The 16,317-nt window shown below is 73.9% G+C and carries 15 protein-coding genes; 8 read left to right on the top strand and 7 right to left on the bottom strand.

The window, feature by feature from the left end:
• Nucleotides 1-20 precede the first annotated feature (20 nt).
• Complete coding sequence (locus ACFYW5_RS32100) at nucleotides 21-1,520, top strand: PLP-dependent aminotransferase family protein (protein ID WP_389420641.1); 1,500 nt, start codon at nucleotides 21-23, stop codon at nucleotides 1,518-1,520.
• A 13-nt stretch (nucleotides 1,521-1,533) separates the two neighbouring features.
• Here the strand turns inward: ACFYW5_RS32100 and ACFYW5_RS32095 are convergent, their stop codons facing one another.
• The gene (locus tag ACFYW5_RS32095; protein WP_389420640.1) at nucleotides 1,534-3,429 is read right to left on the bottom strand and encodes a hypothetical protein; all 1,896 of its coding nucleotides are present in this window, start codon (nucleotides 3,427-3,429) and stop codon (nucleotides 1,534-1,536) included.
• Between the two features lie 40 nt (nucleotides 3,430-3,469).
• On the bottom strand, nucleotides 3,470-3,664 hold the full coding sequence (locus tag ACFYW5_RS32090; RefSeq protein WP_015661880.1) for a hypothetical protein: 195 nt from the start codon (nucleotides 3,662-3,664) through the stop codon (nucleotides 3,470-3,472).
• A 262-nt stretch (nucleotides 3,665-3,926) separates the two neighbouring features.
• Between ACFYW5_RS32090 and ACFYW5_RS32085 the strand changes: the two genes are divergently transcribed.
• The 5 genes from ACFYW5_RS32085 (at nucleotide 3,927) to ACFYW5_RS32065 (ending at nucleotide 9,314) form a co-directional block, all read left to right on the top strand.
• On the top strand, nucleotides 3,927-4,319 hold the full coding sequence (locus ACFYW5_RS32085; RefSeq protein ID WP_389420639.1) for an ankyrin repeat domain-containing protein: 393 nt from the start codon (nucleotides 3,927-3,929) through the stop codon (nucleotides 4,317-4,319).
• A gap of 298 nt (nucleotides 4,320-4,617) precedes the next feature.
• Nucleotides 4,618-6,036: a HEAT repeat domain-containing protein gene (locus tag ACFYW5_RS32080; RefSeq protein ID WP_389420638.1), complete on the top strand. Its 1,419-nt coding sequence runs from the start codon at nucleotides 4,618-4,620 to the stop codon at nucleotides 6,034-6,036.
• Nucleotides 6,037-6,175: 139 nt separating this feature from the next.
• Nucleotides 6,176-7,309, top strand: coding sequence for a glycosyltransferase family 4 protein (locus ACFYW5_RS32075; protein ID WP_389420637.1), 1,134 nt, complete (start codon nucleotides 6,176-6,178; stop codon nucleotides 7,307-7,309).
• On the top strand, nucleotides 7,306-8,466 hold the full coding sequence (locus ACFYW5_RS32070; RefSeq protein WP_389420636.1) for a glycosyltransferase: 1,161 nt from the start codon (nucleotides 7,306-7,308) through the stop codon (nucleotides 8,464-8,466). Before ACFYW5_RS32075 ends, ACFYW5_RS32070 begins: the two co-directional genes overlap by 4 nt.
• On the top strand, nucleotides 8,463-9,314 hold the full coding sequence (locus ACFYW5_RS32065; RefSeq protein ID WP_389420635.1) for an SGNH/GDSL hydrolase family protein: 852 nt from the start codon (nucleotides 8,463-8,465) through the stop codon (nucleotides 9,312-9,314). The genes ACFYW5_RS32070 and ACFYW5_RS32065 overlap by 4 nt, the downstream gene beginning before the upstream one ends.
• Nucleotides 9,315-9,363: 49 nt before the next feature.
• Here ACFYW5_RS32065 and ACFYW5_RS32060 read toward each other — a convergent pair whose 3' ends face one another.
• The 5 genes from ACFYW5_RS32060 to ACFYW5_RS32040 are packed head-to-tail and all read right to left on the bottom strand — an operon-like array spanning nucleotide 9,364 to nucleotide 13,819.
• Nucleotides 9,364-10,242 carry a biotin-dependent carboxyltransferase family protein gene (locus tag ACFYW5_RS32060; protein WP_389420634.1) on the bottom strand — a complete coding sequence of 293 codons (879 nt, stop codon included), beginning with the start codon at nucleotides 10,240-10,242 and terminating at the stop codon, nucleotides 9,364-9,366.
• A complete protein-coding gene (locus tag ACFYW5_RS32055) occupies nucleotides 10,239-10,937 on the bottom strand; it encodes an allophanate hydrolase subunit 1 (protein ID WP_389420633.1) in 699 nt (232 codons plus the stop codon). The genes ACFYW5_RS32060 and ACFYW5_RS32055 overlap by 4 nt, the downstream gene beginning before the upstream one ends.
• Nucleotides 10,934-11,692 carry a LamB/YcsF family protein gene (locus tag ACFYW5_RS32050; protein WP_389420632.1) on the bottom strand — a complete coding sequence of 253 codons (759 nt, stop codon included), beginning with the start codon at nucleotides 11,690-11,692 and terminating at the stop codon, nucleotides 10,934-10,936. The genes ACFYW5_RS32055 and ACFYW5_RS32050 overlap by 4 nt, the downstream gene beginning before the upstream one ends.
• A 10-nt stretch (nucleotides 11,693-11,702) precedes the next feature.
• The gene (locus ACFYW5_RS32045; RefSeq protein ID WP_389420631.1) at nucleotides 11,703-12,533 is read right to left on the bottom strand and encodes a putative hydro-lyase; all 831 of its coding nucleotides are present in this window, start codon (nucleotides 12,531-12,533) and stop codon (nucleotides 11,703-11,705) included.
• Entirely contained in the window at nucleotides 12,530-13,819 is a 1,290-nt protein-coding gene (locus tag ACFYW5_RS32040; RefSeq protein WP_389420630.1) for an MFS transporter, read from the bottom strand. The genes ACFYW5_RS32045 and ACFYW5_RS32040 overlap by 4 nt, the downstream gene beginning before the upstream one ends.
• A 173-nt stretch (nucleotides 13,820-13,992) precedes the next feature.
• Here ACFYW5_RS32040 and ACFYW5_RS32035 point away from each other — a divergent pair, with 173 nt between their 5' ends.
• Nucleotides 13,993-14,700 (top strand): GntR family transcriptional regulator, encoded by a 708-nt coding sequence (locus tag ACFYW5_RS32035; RefSeq protein ID WP_389420629.1) that lies wholly within the window; start codon nucleotides 13,993-13,995, stop codon nucleotides 14,698-14,700.
• A gap of 88 nt (nucleotides 14,701-14,788) precedes the next feature.
• The gene (locus ACFYW5_RS32030) at nucleotides 14,789-16,315 is read left to right on the top strand and encodes a hypothetical protein (RefSeq protein WP_389420628.1); all 1,527 of its coding nucleotides are present in this window, start codon (nucleotides 14,789-14,791) and stop codon (nucleotides 16,313-16,315) included.
• Nucleotides 16,316-16,317 lie beyond the last annotated feature (2 nt).

Genomic DNA, 16,317 nt, shown 5'->3' with positions numbered 1-16,317 from the left:
GGGAAGGTGGACTGATTTCCATGGCGCAGTGGACCTCAGCGGTGGGACCGGCTCAGCTCGCCCGGCTGCTCAGCTCCCAGCAGGACCGCCCGGCGGGCCCCGGCACGCGCCGCCCGCCCGCCTACCGGGCGCTCGCCGACGGGATCCGGCTGCTGGTCCTGGAGGGGCGGGTACCGGTCGCGGCGCGGCTGCCCGCGGAGCGTGAACTGGCGCTCGCCCTGTCCGTGAGCCGTACGACGGTCGCCGCGGCCTACGAGGCGCTGCGCGCCGAGGGCTTCCTGGAGTCGCGGCGCGGGGCGGGCAGCTGGACCGCGGTCCCGGCCGGGAACCCGCTGCCCGCGCGCGGGCTCGAACCGCTGCCGCCCGAGGCCCTCGGGTCGGTGATCGACCTCGGCTGCGCGGCGCTTCCCGCCCCCGAGCCGTGGCTGACCCGGGCCGTGCAGGGCGCCCTGGAGGAACTGCCGCCGTACGCCCATACGCACGGCGACTATCCGGCCGGGCTGCCCGCGCTGCGCGCGATGATCGCCGAGCGGTACACCGCGCGCGGGATCCCCACCATGCCCGAGCAGATCATGGTGACGACCGGGGCGATGGGCGCCATCGACGCCATCTGCCATCTCTTCGCCGGACGGGGCGAGCGAGTCGCCGTGGAGTCGCCGTCGTACGCCAACATCCTCCAGCTGATGCGGGAGGCGGGGGCGCGGCTGGTGCCCGTCGCCATGGCCGAGGGGCTCAGCGGCTGGGACCTGGACCGCTGGCGGCAGGTGCTGCGCGACGCGGCGCCCCGGCTGGCCTATGTCGTCGCCGACTTCCACAATCCCACCGGCGCCCTCGCCGGCGACGACCAGCGGCGGCAACTGGTGGAGGCGGCGCGCTCCGCGGGAACCGTGCTGATCGCCGACGAGACGATGACCGAGCTGTGGCTCGACGCGGACGTCTCCATGCCGCGGCCGGTGTGCGCGTTCGATCCGGCCGGGGCCACGGTGATCACCGTCGGCTCCGCGAGCAAGGCGTTCTGGGCCGGGATGCGCATCGGCTGGGTGCGGGCGGCGCCCGATGTGATCCGCAGCCTGGTCGCCGCGCGCGCCTACGCCGACCTGGGGACCCCCGTACTGGAGCAGCTGGCGGTGAACTGGCTGTTCAGCACCGGCGGCTGGGAGCAGGCCGTCGAACTGCGCCGCCGCCAGGCGCTGGAGAACCGGGACGCGCTGGTCGGCGCGGTGCGCCGGGAGCTGCCCGAGTGGGAGTTCGAGGTCCCCCAGGGCGGGCTCACGCTCTGGGTCCGCACGGGCGGCCTGTCCGGCTCGCGGCTCGCGGAGGCGGGGGAGCGGGTCGGTGTCCGGGTGCCGTCGGGGCCCCGCTTCGGGGTCGACGGCGCCTTCGAGGGGTATGTGCGGCTGCCGTTCACCGTGGGGGGCGCGGTCGCCGAGGAGGCCGCGGTACGGCTGGCCGCGGCCGCGCGGCTGGTGGAGAGCGGAGGGACCGGCGGTGGGGAGGCGCCGCGGACCTTCGTGGCCTGACTGATCGGGACGGCTAGGCCAGCTGTGAGGGCTTGGCCGTCACCGCCTCCGCGGGCACGGGCTCCGGCTTCAGCACGGGGACCGGTTCCGGCTTCAGCACCGGGACGGGATCCGGCTCCGGCTTCAGCACCGGGACCGGCTCCCGCTCCGGCTTCAGCACTGGGACCGGCTCCCGCTCCGGCTTCAGCACCGGGACCGGCTCCCGCTCCGGCCTCAGCACTGGGACCGGCTCCGGCTCCGGTTTGAGCACTGGGACCGGCTTCGGCTCCGGCTCCGGTTTGAGCACTGGGACCGGCTCCCGCTCCGGCTTCAGCACCGGGACCGGCTCCCGCTCCGGGACCGGCTGCGGCTCCGGTTCCAGCGCCGGGACGGGTTCCGGCTGCTGCTCCGCGTCCTCGGGGGTGTCGCGGGGTGGGAGCAGTTCCATTACCGCCTGACGGTGGGCGTCCGTGGTGGCGTCGTCGTAGGGGTCCGGCGTGGCCGGGACCTGGAGGCGGAGCACCTGGCCCGCGCCCAGGCGGGCGTAGCCGCGGCCCGGGGGGACGTGGGTGGTCGGGGTGGTGTGCGGGGGCGCGCCCAGGAACGCCGTCAGCTGGGCCGCCGTCGCGGGGCCGAGGACGGCACGCGCGCGGGTGTGCTGCCGTACGGCGTCGCTCAGGAGCTCCGCGCTCTCGAACTGGTCGGCCACTACCACCGTGACGTTCGACGCGCGGCCGTGCCGCAGGGGTACCTGCAGCAGGGCCTGGGGGTCTTGGTGACCGTCCGTCGCGGCCAGGTGGGCGAAGGCCGTCGGGCGGTCCAGCAGGATCCACAGGGGGCGTTTGGTGTCCTCCGGCGGCGGGTGACCGGCCTGGCGGGCGCGGTTGGCCGCGATGAGCCGGCGTTCCGTCTCGTGCGCCGCCCACTCCAGGCTGGCCAGCGCTCCGGCCAGTGCGCACTCCACGGCGAGGACGCCGTCCCGGCCGGTCAGGCAGGCGTACTCGCCGGTGGCGCCGCCGTCGACGATGACGACATCGCCGTACTGCAGGGCCTGGAGGGCGATCGAGCGGAGCAGGGTGGAGGTGCCGCTGCCGGGCTGGCCCATGACCAGCAGATGGGGCTCGGTGGAGCGGATCCCGGTGCGCCAGACGACCGGGGGCATGTCGCGCTGCTCCTCGCCGTGGGTGAGCGGGAGCGTGCGCTGGACCTCGCCGGGGTCCGTGAAGCCGAGCACCGTCTCGCCGGGGGACGTGACGAAGCGCTGGGCGGCGATGTCGGTGGGCAGCGGCGGCAGGACCGCGAGGGAGAGCCGGTTGCCCTCCTCGTCCCAGGCGAAGCGGTACTCCCGGCCGCGGCCCGACTTGGCGGCGAGCAGATGCTCGATCCGCGCGCGGGCCTCGGGCTCGCCGTCGGTGAAGTAGGCCGGGTAGCGGATCGTGAGGCTCGTGAAGCGCCCCGAGGCGTCGAACTCGTACTCGGGGAAGACGCTCTCCCACTCGCCGCCGTGGGCGTACAGGGGGGTGGGGTCCTCGGCAGTCGAGAAGTACGGAACCAAAGCCTCGTAGAGCGACTTCAGGCGTTCCGTCTGCGACTCGTCCGGACCTTCGGGGGCCGGCGGGGTGCGGTCCCGGCCCTGCCAGGCTGCCGCCGCCATCAGGGTGATGACGGCGAGCAGCGGGCCGTACGGGACGAGCGCGACGACCAGGATCACCGAGGCCACCAGGAACAGCAGTGGCCCGCGCCTGTCCTTGGGGGTGTCGGCCCACTTGCGCCGCCCGGCCGAGGCCAGCCGGCGCAGCCCGCGAGTGATCGTGATCAGCGGGTGGAGGACGTCGGTGGCGCTGTCGGCCGCCGTCCGGGCCAGCTCCCGGCTCCGGGCGATCTGCGCGCTGCCTGTGCTCAGGATGCGGGGGAGGGGGCGCCGGGCCACTGCTGTCTCCTGGAGGTGTGTACGGACGGGACGGGCGGGCTCAGAACTTGATGCCGCCGAGGAGGCTCGCCAGGCTCTCGCCGCCCGCCTTGATGCTCGGGGCGATGGCCGTACTCGCGAGATAGAACCCGAAGAGCGCGGCCACCAGGGCATGGGACGCCTTGAGGCCGTCCTTCTTGAAGAAGAGGAAGACGATGATGCCGAGCAGCACCACGCCTGAGATGGACAGGATCATTTGAGGTCTCCTGGTTCGTGGGGACAGTCACCATGAGTACTTCCAGGATCACAGGATGTATCCATACGATAAAAGGTGCAACTGGGTGAATTCCGGCAGATTTCCCTCAGTTGGCGGAGCCCGTCCTGGGCCGGGTGAGCTGGGCTCTTGCGTCCGACCGGGTTCCTGGTGATCTTTACCTCGGGCACATCGGGTCATGTGCCGCGCGAGCCAGTACCCTGGCGATTCACCTGAACGGTTGTAATGGAGAGGCGGACCGGCGATGAGTGAAGCCCCCGACCCCGAGGTCGTGGAGCTGGCGACCAAGATCTTCGATCTGGCCCGGCAGGGGCGGACCGAGGCGCTGGTGGCGTACCTCGACGCCGGTGTTCCGGCCGACCTCACCAATGACCGCGGCGACTCCCTGGTGATGCTCGCCGCCTACCACGGCCACGCCGAGGCGGTGCGCGCACTGCTGGCACGCGGTGCCGAGGCCGACCGGATCAACGACCGCGGCCAGACTCCGCTCGCGGGGGCCGTGTTCAAGGGCGAGGCGGACGTGATCCGGGCCCTTCTGGACGGCGGCGCCGACCCCTCGGCGGGCACCCCGTCGGCCGTCGACACCGCTCGGATGTTCGGCAAGACGGAACTGCTCGAATTGTTCGGCGCAGCCTGATCCGTACGCTCTGACCAGCTACGACACAGAAAACGGGGGAGGCGGTAAAGGGCCGCCGAAATTTCGGTCGCGGCAGATGGAACTGCCGAGTCATCATGACGTCGTGATTCACGGACGCGATGGCCGGGCAGGTGTTGCCGCACCGCGCGGGCCGTGACGGTCCGCACGGGCCACCTACGAGAGGCAGAGGAAGATGGCTTACAGCAAGCAGGAAACGGCGGGCGCCCCGACGTGTTGTCACGCGGCCAGGTAGAGCACGTCCCCGGTTGCGTCGACGCTTGATGTGAGGCTGTTTCCCATGTTCGATCCGGTCATAGCGCCCAGCGGTACGCTGCTCGGCCTGCTCCAGCGGGGCCGCGGCGACGGCACCTTGCACGCGCTCACCGCCCCGCGCCCCGAAGCGCTCGCGGCACTGAACCACTGCGTGCTCAGCGACCCCCGCCACGACTGGCAGGTGGAGAACCGCTCCCTCTACTACGCCCGGCTCTTCCTCGACCTGAACGGCGAGCTGGACGAGATCGAGGCCCATCTCTTCGACGTCGAGGACGTCTTCGACACCGAGGAGTCACGCACCGGCCTCGCCCTGGCCGTCCTCGGCCACCTCGCCTCCTACGGCAGGCGGGACGCCCTCGCCCTGCTGCGCCGCTACGCCGCCACCGGCGCCAACTGGGCCTGGGCCCTGGACGAGCTGGCCCTGCGCGACGACGACGCCGGACTGCGCGCCCTCGCCGCACCCGTCCTGGCCCGCTTCTCCACCGACGCCGAGGGCGAGGCCGAGCTGGCCGCCGCCGTACGCGACGCTTTTGAGCCACGGCCCTGGCGGCTGTGGGCCGAGGATCCGCGTGAATCGGTCGCCACGCGCGTGCGTGCCGCTCAGGAGGCCGGCTGTTTCGACCGCTGGCAGCGGCAGATGCGCCCCGCCGGGCCCCGCCCCGGATGGAGCGTGCAGGCCGTCTTCGAGTGGGCGCAGCAGGGCGTCGACCGCGGCGCGGCGCTCCATGTGCCCGCCGCCCGCTGTCTCACCGCCGTCGCCGGCCCCGAGGACCGGCCGGAGATCGTGCGGGCCGCCCAGGACGGCACCGAGGGCGCCCGCTGCACCGCCCTGCGCTACCTCGCCGACAGCAACGACCCCGACGCCCTCGACCTCATCGAGGCGGCCGTGACGGCAGGGCCGCCGCCCGTCGTGGAGGCCGCCGTCGACGCCTTCGAACGGATGCGCAGTGTCGCCGCCGTCGACCGGGCCCGCGGCTGGGCCCGCCGACCCGATGAGCTGGGCGCCTCCGCCGGACGCGTGCTCGCCTGCCGCGGCGGGGCCCAGGACAGCGACCTGGTCCTCGCGGCGCTGCGGGAGGCCGTCCGGGGCGAGGGACCCGACGCCAAGACCCTGTGGACCCTCGTGGACGGCACCGGCCGGCTCGGCATCGCCTGCGCCGCCCCCGTCCTGCGCCACATCTACCGCGAGACCGCCTCCTCCCACCTGCGCGGCAGGACCGCCCGCGCCCTCGCCGCCACCGATCCCTCCTTCCGCTCCGGCTTCGCCGTCGAATGCCTCTGGGACTGCGAGGAGACCACCCGCGAGATCGCCGCCCGGCACGCCGAGACCGGGGACAACCGCGTCGTGGAGCGACTGCGCCGGCTCGCCGCCGACCCGGCCGAGGAGGCCGAGGTCCAGACGGCCGTGCGCAGCCGGATCGGGCCCGACGCGCCGACCGGATGAACGAGGGATGTCCCGCGGGTCAGGCGGGCATGGACACGGCCTGACCTGCCCGGTCGTGCAGCGCAACGCTCATGGGACGTTCCCTGTCCGGAAAGATCCACGTTGACGCGGCCACGTCCAGTACGGCGACAACACGGGTATGCGTGTCGTCATCGTGACCGAATCCTTTCCCCCCGACGTGAACGGCGTGGCCCACTGCGCGCTCCAGACCGCCCGACACCTCGTCGATCGCGGTCACGCCCCCGTCGTCGTCGCCCCGGCCCCCGCCCCCGGGAGCAAGCTCGGCGCCCTCGCGCCCTGCCCCGTCGTCCATGTCCCCTCCCTACCGCTCCCCGGCTACCCCCAGGTGCGCGTCGCCCTCCCCAGCCGGCGTCTCGCCGCCACGCTCATCGAGCACAACGCCGAGATGGTCCACCTGGCCAGCCCCTTCGTCATCGGCGTCCGCGGGATGGCCGCCGCCGCCCGGCTCGGCATCCCCGCCGTCGCCGTCTACCAGACCGACCTGGCCGGATACGCCCGCACCTACATGGGCGCCGGCGAGGCCGCGGCCTGGCGCCGGATCCGCTCCGTCCACTCCGCCGCCGACCTCACCCTCGCCCCCTCCAGCGCCTCCCTGCACGACCTGGAGACCCACGGCGTGCCCCGGGTCAAGCTGTGGCCGCGCGGGGTCGACACCGTCCGCTTCCGCCCCGACCTCCGCAACGAGGAACTGCGCCGGGAACTCGCCCCGAACGGCGAGCTGATCGTCGGCTACGTCGGCCGGCTCGCCCCCGAGAAGCACATCGAACTGCTGGCCGACGCCTGCCGTCTGGAGGGCGTCCGGGTGGTGATCGTGGGCGACGGACCGAGCCGCCCCGGCCTGGAGCAGACGCTGCCCGGCGCGGTCTTCCTGGGCCGCCGCACCGGCGACGACCTCGCCCGGATCTTCGCCTCGCTGGACGTCTTCGCGCACACTGGCCCCTTCGAGACCTTCTGCCAGACCGTGCAGGAGGCCATGGCCAGCGGCGTGCCCGTCGTCGCGCCCGCCGTCGGCGGCCCGCTGGACCTGGTCGCCCACGGACGCACCGGCCTGCTCTTCCCGGCCGGTGACGCCGGCGCCGTACGCGAGGCCGTGCGCGCCCTCCAGACCGACCCGGCCCTGCGCACCGCCTTCGGCAGCGCCGCCCGCGCCATGGTCGAGGGGCGCACCTGGGCGGCCGTCGGCGACCAGCTCATCGGCCACTACGCCGACGTGCTGGCGGGCCGCAGGGCGAAGGCGGTGGCGGCGGCATGAACGAGTCACTGCGCATCGTCCGGCTCGCCAACTTCGTCGCGCCCGCCTCCGGCGGACTGCGCACCGCGCTGCGCGAGCTCGGCAAGGGCTTCAAGGCGGCCGGGCACGAACCGGTCCTCATCGTGCCCGGCGAACGCCACACCGACCGGGAGACCGAGCAGGGCCGCGTCATCACCCTGCCCGGCCCGGTGCTGCCCGGCACCGGCGGCTACCGGGTCCTGGCCGACAAGCGGCGGGTGGCCGCCCTCCTGGAGGAGCTCGGCCCCGACCGGCTGGAGGTGTCCGACCGTACGACGCTGAGGTGGACCGGCAAATGGGCGCGACGCGCGCGCGTGCCGGCCGTGATGGTCTCCCACGAGACCGCCGACGGCGTCCTGCGCACCTGGGGTGCGCCGGAGGGCGCTGCCCGGCGCACCGCGGACGCCTTGAACGTCCGTACCGCCCACACCTACTCGCGCGTGGTGTGCACCACGGAGTTCGCCGAGCGCGAGTTCGTGCGGATCGGCGCCCGCAACGTGGTGCGCGCGCCGCTCGGTGTCGACCTGGTACTGCGGCACCCGGCGCTGCGGGACGCGGGGCTGCGCGCCCGGCACGCGCGCGGGGACGAGGCGCTGCTCGTCACCTGCACCCGGCTGTCGGTGGAGAAGCGGCCCGGCACCGCGCTGGACGCCCTGGAGGCGCTGCTCGGCCGGGGCGGGCGGGCGGTACTGGTGGTGGCCGGGGACGGGCCGCTGCGGCCGCGTCTGGAGCAGCGGGCGCGGGAACGCGGGCTGCCGGTGACCTTCCTCGGGCATGTCTCCGACCGGGCCGTGCTCGGGGCGCTCCAGGCGTCGGCGGACGTGTGCCTGGCGCCGGGGCCCGCGGAGACCTTCGGGCTCGCGGCGCTGGAGGCGATGGCGTGCGGGACGCCCGTGGCGGTGAGCGCGTCGTCCGCGCTGCCGGAGGTGATCGGCTCCGCCGGGGCCGTCGCCGCGGACCACGGGGAGGCGTTCGCCGACGCCGTGGAGGAGCTCCTCGCCCGTCCCGAGGCCGAGCGGCGCGAGGCGGCACGCGCCCGTGCCGAGTGCTTCGGCTGGGACACGGCGGTCACCGCGTTCCTCACCGCGCACGACGCGCCCCTCCCCGGGCGGGACCGGGTGCCGGAGGGCGTGGCGTGAGACCGCTGCGCTTCGCCGCCCTCGGGGACTCCCTGTCCGAGGGTGTGGGCGATCCCGTCGGGGACGCGTGGCGCGGCTGGGCCGCGCTGCTCGCCGGCGGGCTCGCCGAACAGCCCGTGGACTTCACCAACCTCGCCGTGAGCGGGGCGCAGACCCAAGACGTGCTGGAACGACAGCTGCCCCGGGCGCTGGCGCTGCGGCCGGACGTGGTGTCCGTCATCGTCGGCGTGAACGACACGCTGCGCTGCACCTTCGACATCCATGCCGTCGCCGAGCGGCTGGACCAGGTGTACGGCGCCCTCACCGCGCGCGGGGCCGTCGTGCTGACGGCGTGTCTGCCGGATCCGGGGGCGATGCTCGGTCTGCCGGGGGCACTGGCGCGTCCACTGGCCCGGCGGCAGCGGGCGGTCAACACGGTGGTGCACGCGCTGTCCGAGCGCTACGACGCCGTGCATCTGCACGCGGCCGAGGGCGCCTGGATCACCGACCGCGCGATGTGGAGCGCGGACCGGCTGCATCCGGGGGAGCGGGGGCACCGGCAACTGGCGGTGCGGTTCCACGCCCTGCTCGCGGAGGGCGGGCTGGCCACCGGCGTGGCGCCCTCGCCGGAGCCCGAGTTCCCGGCTCCCTCCACGTCGGCCGGCCTGTGGTGGCTGGCGACGGCGGGGACGGGGTGGGTGGCCCGGCGGTGCACCGATCTGCTGCCGCAGCTCCTGACGCTGGCCATGGACGAGATGCGGCACCGCGCGTGGGGGACGAGTGCACGGCTGGATCTGCGGACGGCGCATGCGGTGTCGGCGGCGCTGGCGGCGCTGTCCGTGGCGGAGCGACAGCCGGATGCGGCGTAGTCGGTCGGCTGCGGGTGGGTGGGGGTCGGTCGCGCAGTTCCCCGCGCCCCTACCGACGCCGGGGTCCTCGTACGGCGGTGAAGCGGACCGGGGTTCCCGGTACCGCCTGGGCCGCCGCCGGCAGGTCCTGGGGGCGGACCACCGCGATCACCGGGTAGCCGCCGGTGGTCGGGTGGTCCGCCAGGAACACCACCGGCCTGCCGTCCGGGGGCACCTGGATCGCGCCCAGCACCATGCCCTCGCTGGGGAGTTCGCCGGGGACGGAGCGCGCCAGGGCGGGGCCCTCGGTGCGCAGGCCGATGCGGTTGCTCGCGGGGGAGACGCGATAGGCGCGGGAGGTGAAGGTCCGTACGGCCTCTGCGGTGAACCAGTCGTCACGGGGGCCCAGGGTCACGTGGAGGACCAGTTCCTCCGGCGGGGAGGGCTGGGGGGCCACGTCCACGCGCGCGGGGAGGCCGGCCGGCCGGCCCAGGGGGAGGACCATGCCGTCGGCCAGGGGCGGGGGGCCCAGACCGGACAGCAGGTCGGTGGAACGGCTGCCCAGGACCGGGTCCACGGTGATGCCGCCGGAGACGGCCACATAGCTGCGGACGCCCCTGACCGCCGGGCCGAGGTCCAGGACGGCCCCGGCCGGGACGCGCACCGGGGCGCCCCAGGCGACGGGGCGGCCGTCCACCGTGACCGCACAGGGGGCTCCGGCGACCGCCGCGGTGACCGCCGAACGCGGCCGTACGGCGACGCCATTGAGGGTGGTCTCCAGGACCGCCGCCCCGGGCGGATTGCCCACCAGACGGTTGACCAGGGCCGCCGTTGGCCCGTCCAGCGCACCGGAGCGGGGCACGCCGAGGTGGGCGTGACCGGGGCGGCCGGTGTCCTGCACGGTGGTCAGGGCCCCCGCGCGGACGACGGCCAGGGCGCGGTCCGTCATGAACGCCCCGTCACGTCGGAGGGGACGAAGCGCACGGGCGTGCGCGGTACTTCTGCCGGGACGAAGCGCACGCGCGTGCCGGGTACTTCTGCAGGTACGAAGCGCACGCGCGTGCCCGGTGCCAGCAGCGCGGCCGGCACGCGCGCGTGGTCCCACAGCACCGCGTCCGTGGTGCCGATCAGCTGCCAGCCGCCCGGTGAGGAGCGGGGGTAGACGCCGGTGTACTGCCCCGCGAGGGCGACCGAGCCCGCGGGGACGGCCGTCCGCGGGGTGTCCCGGCGCGGTACGTCGTAGTGCGCCGGCAGACCGGTGAGGTAGCCGAAGCCGGGGGCGAAGCCGCAGAAGGCCACGGTGAACTCCGTGTCCGCGTGGATGCGGGCCACCTCCTCGGGGCGCACGCCCCAGTGCGCGGCGACGTCCGCCAGGTCCGGGCCGTCGTAGCGCACCGGGAGTTCGACGACCTCACGCGCGCGTGGGGGCGCCGGGGGGACCTCGGCGGCGGTGAGTTCGGAGGCCAGCCGGGCCGGGTCCGTGAGGCCGTCGAGGAGGACCGTACGGGCGGCCGGGACGATCTCGCGGACCGAAAGAGAGCCCTCCGCGCGGCGCCGCAGCAGCTCCGCGTGCAGTGCCTGGGCCTGCTCGCCCGAGGAGACCTCGACGAGCAGGGCGTCGCCCCCGACGCGCAGCGCCCTCATGCGAAGGCCTCCACCCGGACCCCGAACCGCTGGAGCTGGTCGCGGACCCGGCGGGCGAGGTCCACCGCGCCGGGGGTGTCCCCGTGCAGGCACAGGGAGCGGGCCCTGATCCGGATGCGTGCCCCGGAGTGGGCCTCGACCTCGCCGGAACGGGCCATGCCGACCGAGCGGGCCACGACGGTGTCCGGGTCGGTGACGACGGCGCCCTCCCGGTCGCGCGGGACGAGGGTGCCCTCGTCGGTGTAGGCGCGGTCCGCGAACGCCTCGGTGACCGTCGGCAGCCCCGCCCCGGCGGCCAGCTCCAGCAGCCGGGAGCCGGGCAGCCCGAGCACCGGCAGCGTGGCGTCGGCGAGGAGCACCCCGTCGACGACGGCGCCCGCCTGCTCCTCGTCGCGCACCACCCGGTTGTAGAGCGCGCCGTGCGGCTTGACGTACGACACGCGCGTGCCGGCCGCGCGGGCGAAGACCTCCAGCGCGCCGATCTGGTACGCCACCTCGGCGGTGAGCTCCGCGGACGGCACGTCCATCGCGCGGCGCCCGAAACCCGCCAGGTCCCGGTAGGAGACCTGGGCGCCGATCCGTACCCCGCGCTCGGCCGCCAGCTCGCACACCCGCCGCATGGTGACCGCGTCCCCGGCGTGGAAGCCGCAGGCCACGTTGGCACTGGTGACGACGGACAGCAGCCCCTCGTCGTCGGTGAGCCGCCAGCGGCCGAACCCCTCGCCGAGGTCGGCGTTCAGATCGATCGAGGTCATGGGTCTCCTGTCAGGCGGCGTGCAGCACGCGGTACTGCTCGTCGCGGGCGTCGGTGAGGAACATCTGGCCCGGCGCGTGGGTGAGGGCGAACGGCGGGCGGGACGCCGCCACCGCCGCCTGCGGGGTCACTCCGCAGGCCCAGAACACCGGGATGTCGTCCGGCGCGGTCTCCACCGGGTCCCCGAAGTCGGGGCGGCCGAGGTCGTCGATGCCCAGAACCGAGGGATCGCCGCAGTGTACGGGGCCGCCGTGGACCGCCGGCAGCAGACTGCTCTCCCGGATCGCGGCCGCCAGATGCTCCGGCGGCACCGGACGCATCGACACCACCATCGGGCCGCGCAGCCGCCCCGCGGAGCGGCACTGACGGTCCGTCACATACATCGGGACGTTCCGGCCCTGCTCGATGTGGCGGATCGGGACCCCCGCCTCGGTCAGCGCCCACTCGAAGGTGAAGCTGCAGCCGATGAGGAACGACACCAGGTCGTCCCGCCAGTACGCGCGCACGTCCGTCGGCTCGGCCACCAGCTCGCCGTCCCGCCAGACCCGGTAGCGCGGCAGATCGGTGCGCAGATCGGCGCCGTCGGCGAGGACGGTCGTCCAGGACCCGGCGTCCGTGACGTCGAGCACGGGACACGGCTGGGGATTGCGCTGGCAGAACAGCAGCATGTCGTACGCCCAGTCCGCGGGCACCGAGATCAGGTTGACCTGGGTGTGGCCCGCCGCGACCCCGGCCGTGGGGCCCGTGAGCCCCGCGCGGAAGCGGGTGCGGGCGTCCGCGGGCCGCCACGCGTGCGCGTGCTCGTCGACGAGGACCACGGGGTGGTCGTCCGTGCGGTTCACGCGAGCTCCTTCCCGCGCGTCTCCGGCAGCCCGAGCAGCGCCAGCGCGGCCAGCGCGTAGCCGATCGCGCCGAACACCAGCGCGCCGCCCACACCCCAGCTGTCGGCCAGGAAGCCGACCGTGGTCGGGAAGACGGCACCCACCGCGCGGCCCGTGTTGTACGTGAAGCCCTGTCCGGTGCCGCGCACCGCCGTCGGGTACAGCTCGCTCAGGAAGGACCCGAAGCCGCTGAAGATCGCCGACATGCAGAACCCGAGCGGGAAGCCGAGGACCAGCAGCAGGGTGTTGGCGCCGCTCGGGATGTTCGCGTACACCAGGATGCAGACCGCCGAGAGCAGCGCGAACAGCCAGATGTTGCGGCGCCGGCCGAGCCGGTCGGTGAGATGGCCGCCGGTCAGATAGCCGAGGAAGGCGCCCGAGATCAGGAAGGTCAGATAGCCGCCGGTGCCGACGACCGACAGGTCGCGTTCCGTCTTCAGGTAGGTCGGCACCCATGTGGCCAGGGTGTAGTAGCCCCCTTGGACCCCGGTGGAGAGGAGCACGGCGAACACCGTCGTGCGCAGCATGCCCGGCTGGAAGATCGCCCTGAAGGAGCCCTTGTGGGGGCTGTTCTCGCGTACGGCCACCGCCTGGGGCGCGTCCTGCACCCGGCGGCGCATCCAGACCACGAGCAGCGCGGGCAGCGCGCCGGTCCAGAACATCACGCGCCAGGCCAGATCGTCGTCGAGCAGCGAGAACACGAGTGTGTACATGATCGCGGCCAGCGCCCAGCCCACGGCCCAGGAGCTCTGGATCGCGCCCAGGGTGCGGCCCCGGTGCTTGGCGCTCGCGTACTCGGCGACCAGGATCGCGCCGACCGCCCACTCACCGCCGAACCCCAGGCCCTGGAGCGCGCGGAAGACCAGCAGCGTCTCGTAGTTGGGGGCGAATCCGCAGGCGACGGTGAACACCGCGTACGTGACGACGGTGATCATCAGCGCCTTGACCCGGCCGATCCGGTCCGCGAGCACCCCGGCGAGGGCGCCGCCGATCGCGGAGACCACGAGCGTGACGGTGGTGAACAGGCCGGTCTGGCCGCTGTCCAGGCCGAAGTAGGCGGCCAGCGCCACCATGCTCAGCGGCAGCGTGAAGTAGTCGTAGGAGTCCAGCGCATAGCCCCCGAACGCGCCGGCGAAGGCGCGGCGGCCCCGCGGCCCCAGGGCGCGCAGCCAGCCCAACGCGCCGTCGTCGGGGGCGCCTTGGGCGGTCGGGGGAGGGGCGTCGGTGGTGGGACGGGTCGTGCTCATGTGCACCTCGCAGAGGGAGGACGAAGGGTGCCGGGAACTGAGCCGTGCCGTGCGGACGTGACCGGGTGCCGCGGTGAGGGAGGCGGCGCCGTGCGTAGCAAGGTAGAGGATCGTTGAACGATCCCTCAATACCCCCGTTGTTTCGTCCTTGTATCTGCGATTGAATTCCGGGCATGGCAGAGCAGTTGACGGGACTGGCCGGCGACCGGGCCCTCCTCGGGCGCACCAGCACCGCCGAGCGGGTCTCCGACATCCTCAGGACCCGGATCGCCGAGGGGTACTTCCCGCCCGGCACCCGCCTGTCGGAGGACAGCATCGGCGGCGCCCTCGGCGTCTCCCGCAACACACTGCGCGAGGCGTTCCGCCTGCTCACCCATGAACGGCTGCTGGTCCACGAACTGAACCGGGGCGTCTTCGTCCGGGTCCTGACCGTCGAGGACGTCGAGGACATCTACCGCACCCGTGCCCTCGTCGAGTGCGCCGTCGTCCGCGGGCTCGGGGAGCCGCCGTACGGCCTGGACGGCCTCGAGCAGGCCGTCGGGGAGGGGCAGCGGGCGGCGCGCGAAGGTGACTGGAACGCGGTGGGTACGGCCAACATCCACTTCCACCGGGAACTGGTGGCCCTGGCGGGCAGCGACCGCACCGACGAACTGATGCGCAGCGTCTTCGCCGAACTGCGCCTCGCCTTCCACGTCGCGGACGACCCGCGGCGGCTGCACGAGCCCTACCTCGCCCGCAACCTGGAGATCCTCCAGGCCCTTCGCGGCGGTGACCGCGACGAGGCGGAGCGGCTGCTCGCGGTCTATCTCGGCGACTCGCTCCAGCGGGTCGTGGAGGTGTACCGGCGCCGGGTGGGCGAGGACGGGAGCGGGCCCGCCTGAGGTCTGCCGCGGTCCGCGGCGGCGGTGTGAGGGCCGTCGTTCTGGGTCGTTTGGGCCGTTGTCAGACCTAGCGCCTAATCTGTGCACCGTGACTTCGCCTGCATCGACGGACAGCGTTCCGCCCCAGCTCAGCGCGGGGCCGCGCCCCGCGCCGGGCCCGGCCGCCGACGAGGGCCTGGCGCGGCGTCTGCGCGCGCTCGCCTGCACCGCCCCGCTGCACGACCTGGACGCCCGCAAGGCCAACCTGGCCGGCGAGTACTCGGTGTACGGCATGGCGGAGGTGGCGCTCGCCGCCATCGACCTGGTCACCCTGAACATGGACTTCGACACGGGCGCGGACCACGACCAGATAGTGGCCCGGCTCGTCCCGCGCATCACCGCCCAAGCCCCGCACCGGCCCGCCGCCGAGCACGAGCGGGTGGCCCGCTGGGTGCTGGAGAACCTGATCAACGTCGGCAGCGTCGACCGCGGATTCCGTGCCGTTTACGGGACGTTCACCCCGGATGGCACCTATGTCCGACGCGACTACGACTTCAAGCTGATCGAAGAGGTGCCGGGCCCCGGTGGCACGGTGTACCTGCGGACGACGGACGAAGCGGTCAACGTCCTCGTCGGCGCGCTGGACACCGATGTCACCAGCGCCCAGATCGCCGCCGAGGTCAAGCTGGAGGTGCTGATCAGCCGCGGCCGCCTCGCCGACGCCCAGCTCGCCGCCGAGCAGGCCCGGTACCGGACCGTGCAGTACTCCGAAACCCTGCGCAGGGCCCTGGACGCGACCCGGCGCAACGTCCGCGCGGTGGACTGGCTCCGGACCGTGCCCGACATGATCGCCGAGGCGCTGGACCACGTCGCCGACCGCTACCGCCACGAGAACGCGATCCTGACCAACATCCGCAAGGCGCGGGACGAGTCCGAGGACCCCGAGCACAAGCGCCGGGCCGCCGAGCTCGTCGACATCGTCAAGGACTGCATCCGACGGCACACCCAGTTGCAGTCGCGCCTGCTGGAGGCCGGGCCGCTGTTCCGCGCGGAGCAGGACCGGCAGGCCTTCGCGACGCCGATGACGACCTCGGGGATCGATCTGTACGGCCATCTCGTCGCGCCCGTGCTGCCGCTCCCCGTGGCCGAGGCGGTCCGCGTCACCGACGCGTTCTTCGGACGCGGCACAGGGCTGCGGACACCGGTGTCGGTGCGGGTCGGGGACCTGGTGGACATACTGCTGACGCCCCCGGTGGAGCGCGAGCACCTCGGAGCCGAGATGCCCGAACCGGACCTCATCGCCACCCCGGACGACAGCCGGTTCAGCGAGGAACAGCTCGCCGCGGCGACGGAACTGCTGGACCTGCCCGCCGACGCGCCACGGCGCCTGTCGGGGTTGCTGGCCGAGGCGCGTCGAGCCGACCCCGAACTGCCTTACCTGGTGGCCCTGCTGGCGGTGCACGCGGCGAGTCCGCCGGTCGGCACCGCCTACCGGCAGGGCGAGCAGAAGCTGCTGTTCGCCGTGGACGACGGGACCGAACTGGACGACCCGGAGTTCGGCGGCGCGGATCTGATCGTCGGGACCGCCCTGCTGGACGCCGCGGGAATGGCCGCGGACCGGACGGAAGCAGCGTGAAC

The sequence above is a fragment of the Streptomyces sp. NPDC002779 genome (genome assembly GCF_042888685.1).
Lineage (GTDB): Bacteria > Actinomycetota > Actinomycetes > Streptomycetales > Streptomycetaceae > Streptomyces.
The sequence above is the reverse complement of the archived record's forward strand: the minus strand, read 5'-3'. Positions and strand labels throughout refer to the sequence as shown.

Bases quoted from the DNA above. Each gene is read 5' to 3' on its own strand.
- ACFYW5_RS32100 (WP_389420641.1), top strand. From the start codon at position 21: ATGGCGCAGTGGACCTCAGCGGTGGGACCGGCTCAGCTCGCCCGGCTG.
- ACFYW5_RS32090 (WP_015661880.1), bottom strand. From the start codon at position 3,664: ATGATCCTGTCCATCTCAGGCGTGGTGCTGCTCGGCATCATCGTCTTC.
- ACFYW5_RS32085 (WP_389420639.1), top strand. From the start codon at position 3,927: ATGAGTGAAGCCCCCGACCCCGAGGTCGTGGAGCTGGCGACCAAGATC.
- ACFYW5_RS32080 (WP_389420638.1), top strand. From the start codon at position 4,618: ATGTTCGATCCGGTCATAGCGCCCAGCGGTACGCTGCTCGGCCTGCTC.
- ACFYW5_RS32075 (WP_389420637.1), top strand. From the start codon at position 6,176: ATGCGTGTCGTCATCGTGACCGAATCCTTTCCCCCCGACGTGAACGGC.
- ACFYW5_RS32070 (WP_389420636.1), top strand. From the start codon at position 7,306: ATGAACGAGTCACTGCGCATCGTCCGGCTCGCCAACTTCGTCGCGCCC.
- ACFYW5_RS32060 (WP_389420634.1), bottom strand. From the start codon at position 10,242: ATGACGGACCGCGCCCTGGCCGTCGTCCGCGCGGGGGCCCTGACCACC.
- ACFYW5_RS32055 (WP_389420633.1), bottom strand. From the start codon at position 10,937: ATGAGGGCGCTGCGCGTCGGGGGCGACGCCCTGCTCGTCGAGGTCTCC.
- ACFYW5_RS32050 (WP_389420632.1), bottom strand. From the start codon at position 11,692: ATGACCTCGATCGATCTGAACGCCGACCTCGGCGAGGGGTTCGGCCGC.
- ACFYW5_RS32040 (WP_389420630.1), bottom strand. From the start codon at position 13,819: ATGAGCACGACCCGTCCCACCACCGACGCCCCTCCCCCGACCGCCCAA.
- ACFYW5_RS32035 (WP_389420629.1), top strand. From the start codon at position 13,993: ATGGCAGAGCAGTTGACGGGACTGGCCGGCGACCGGGCCCTCCTCGGG.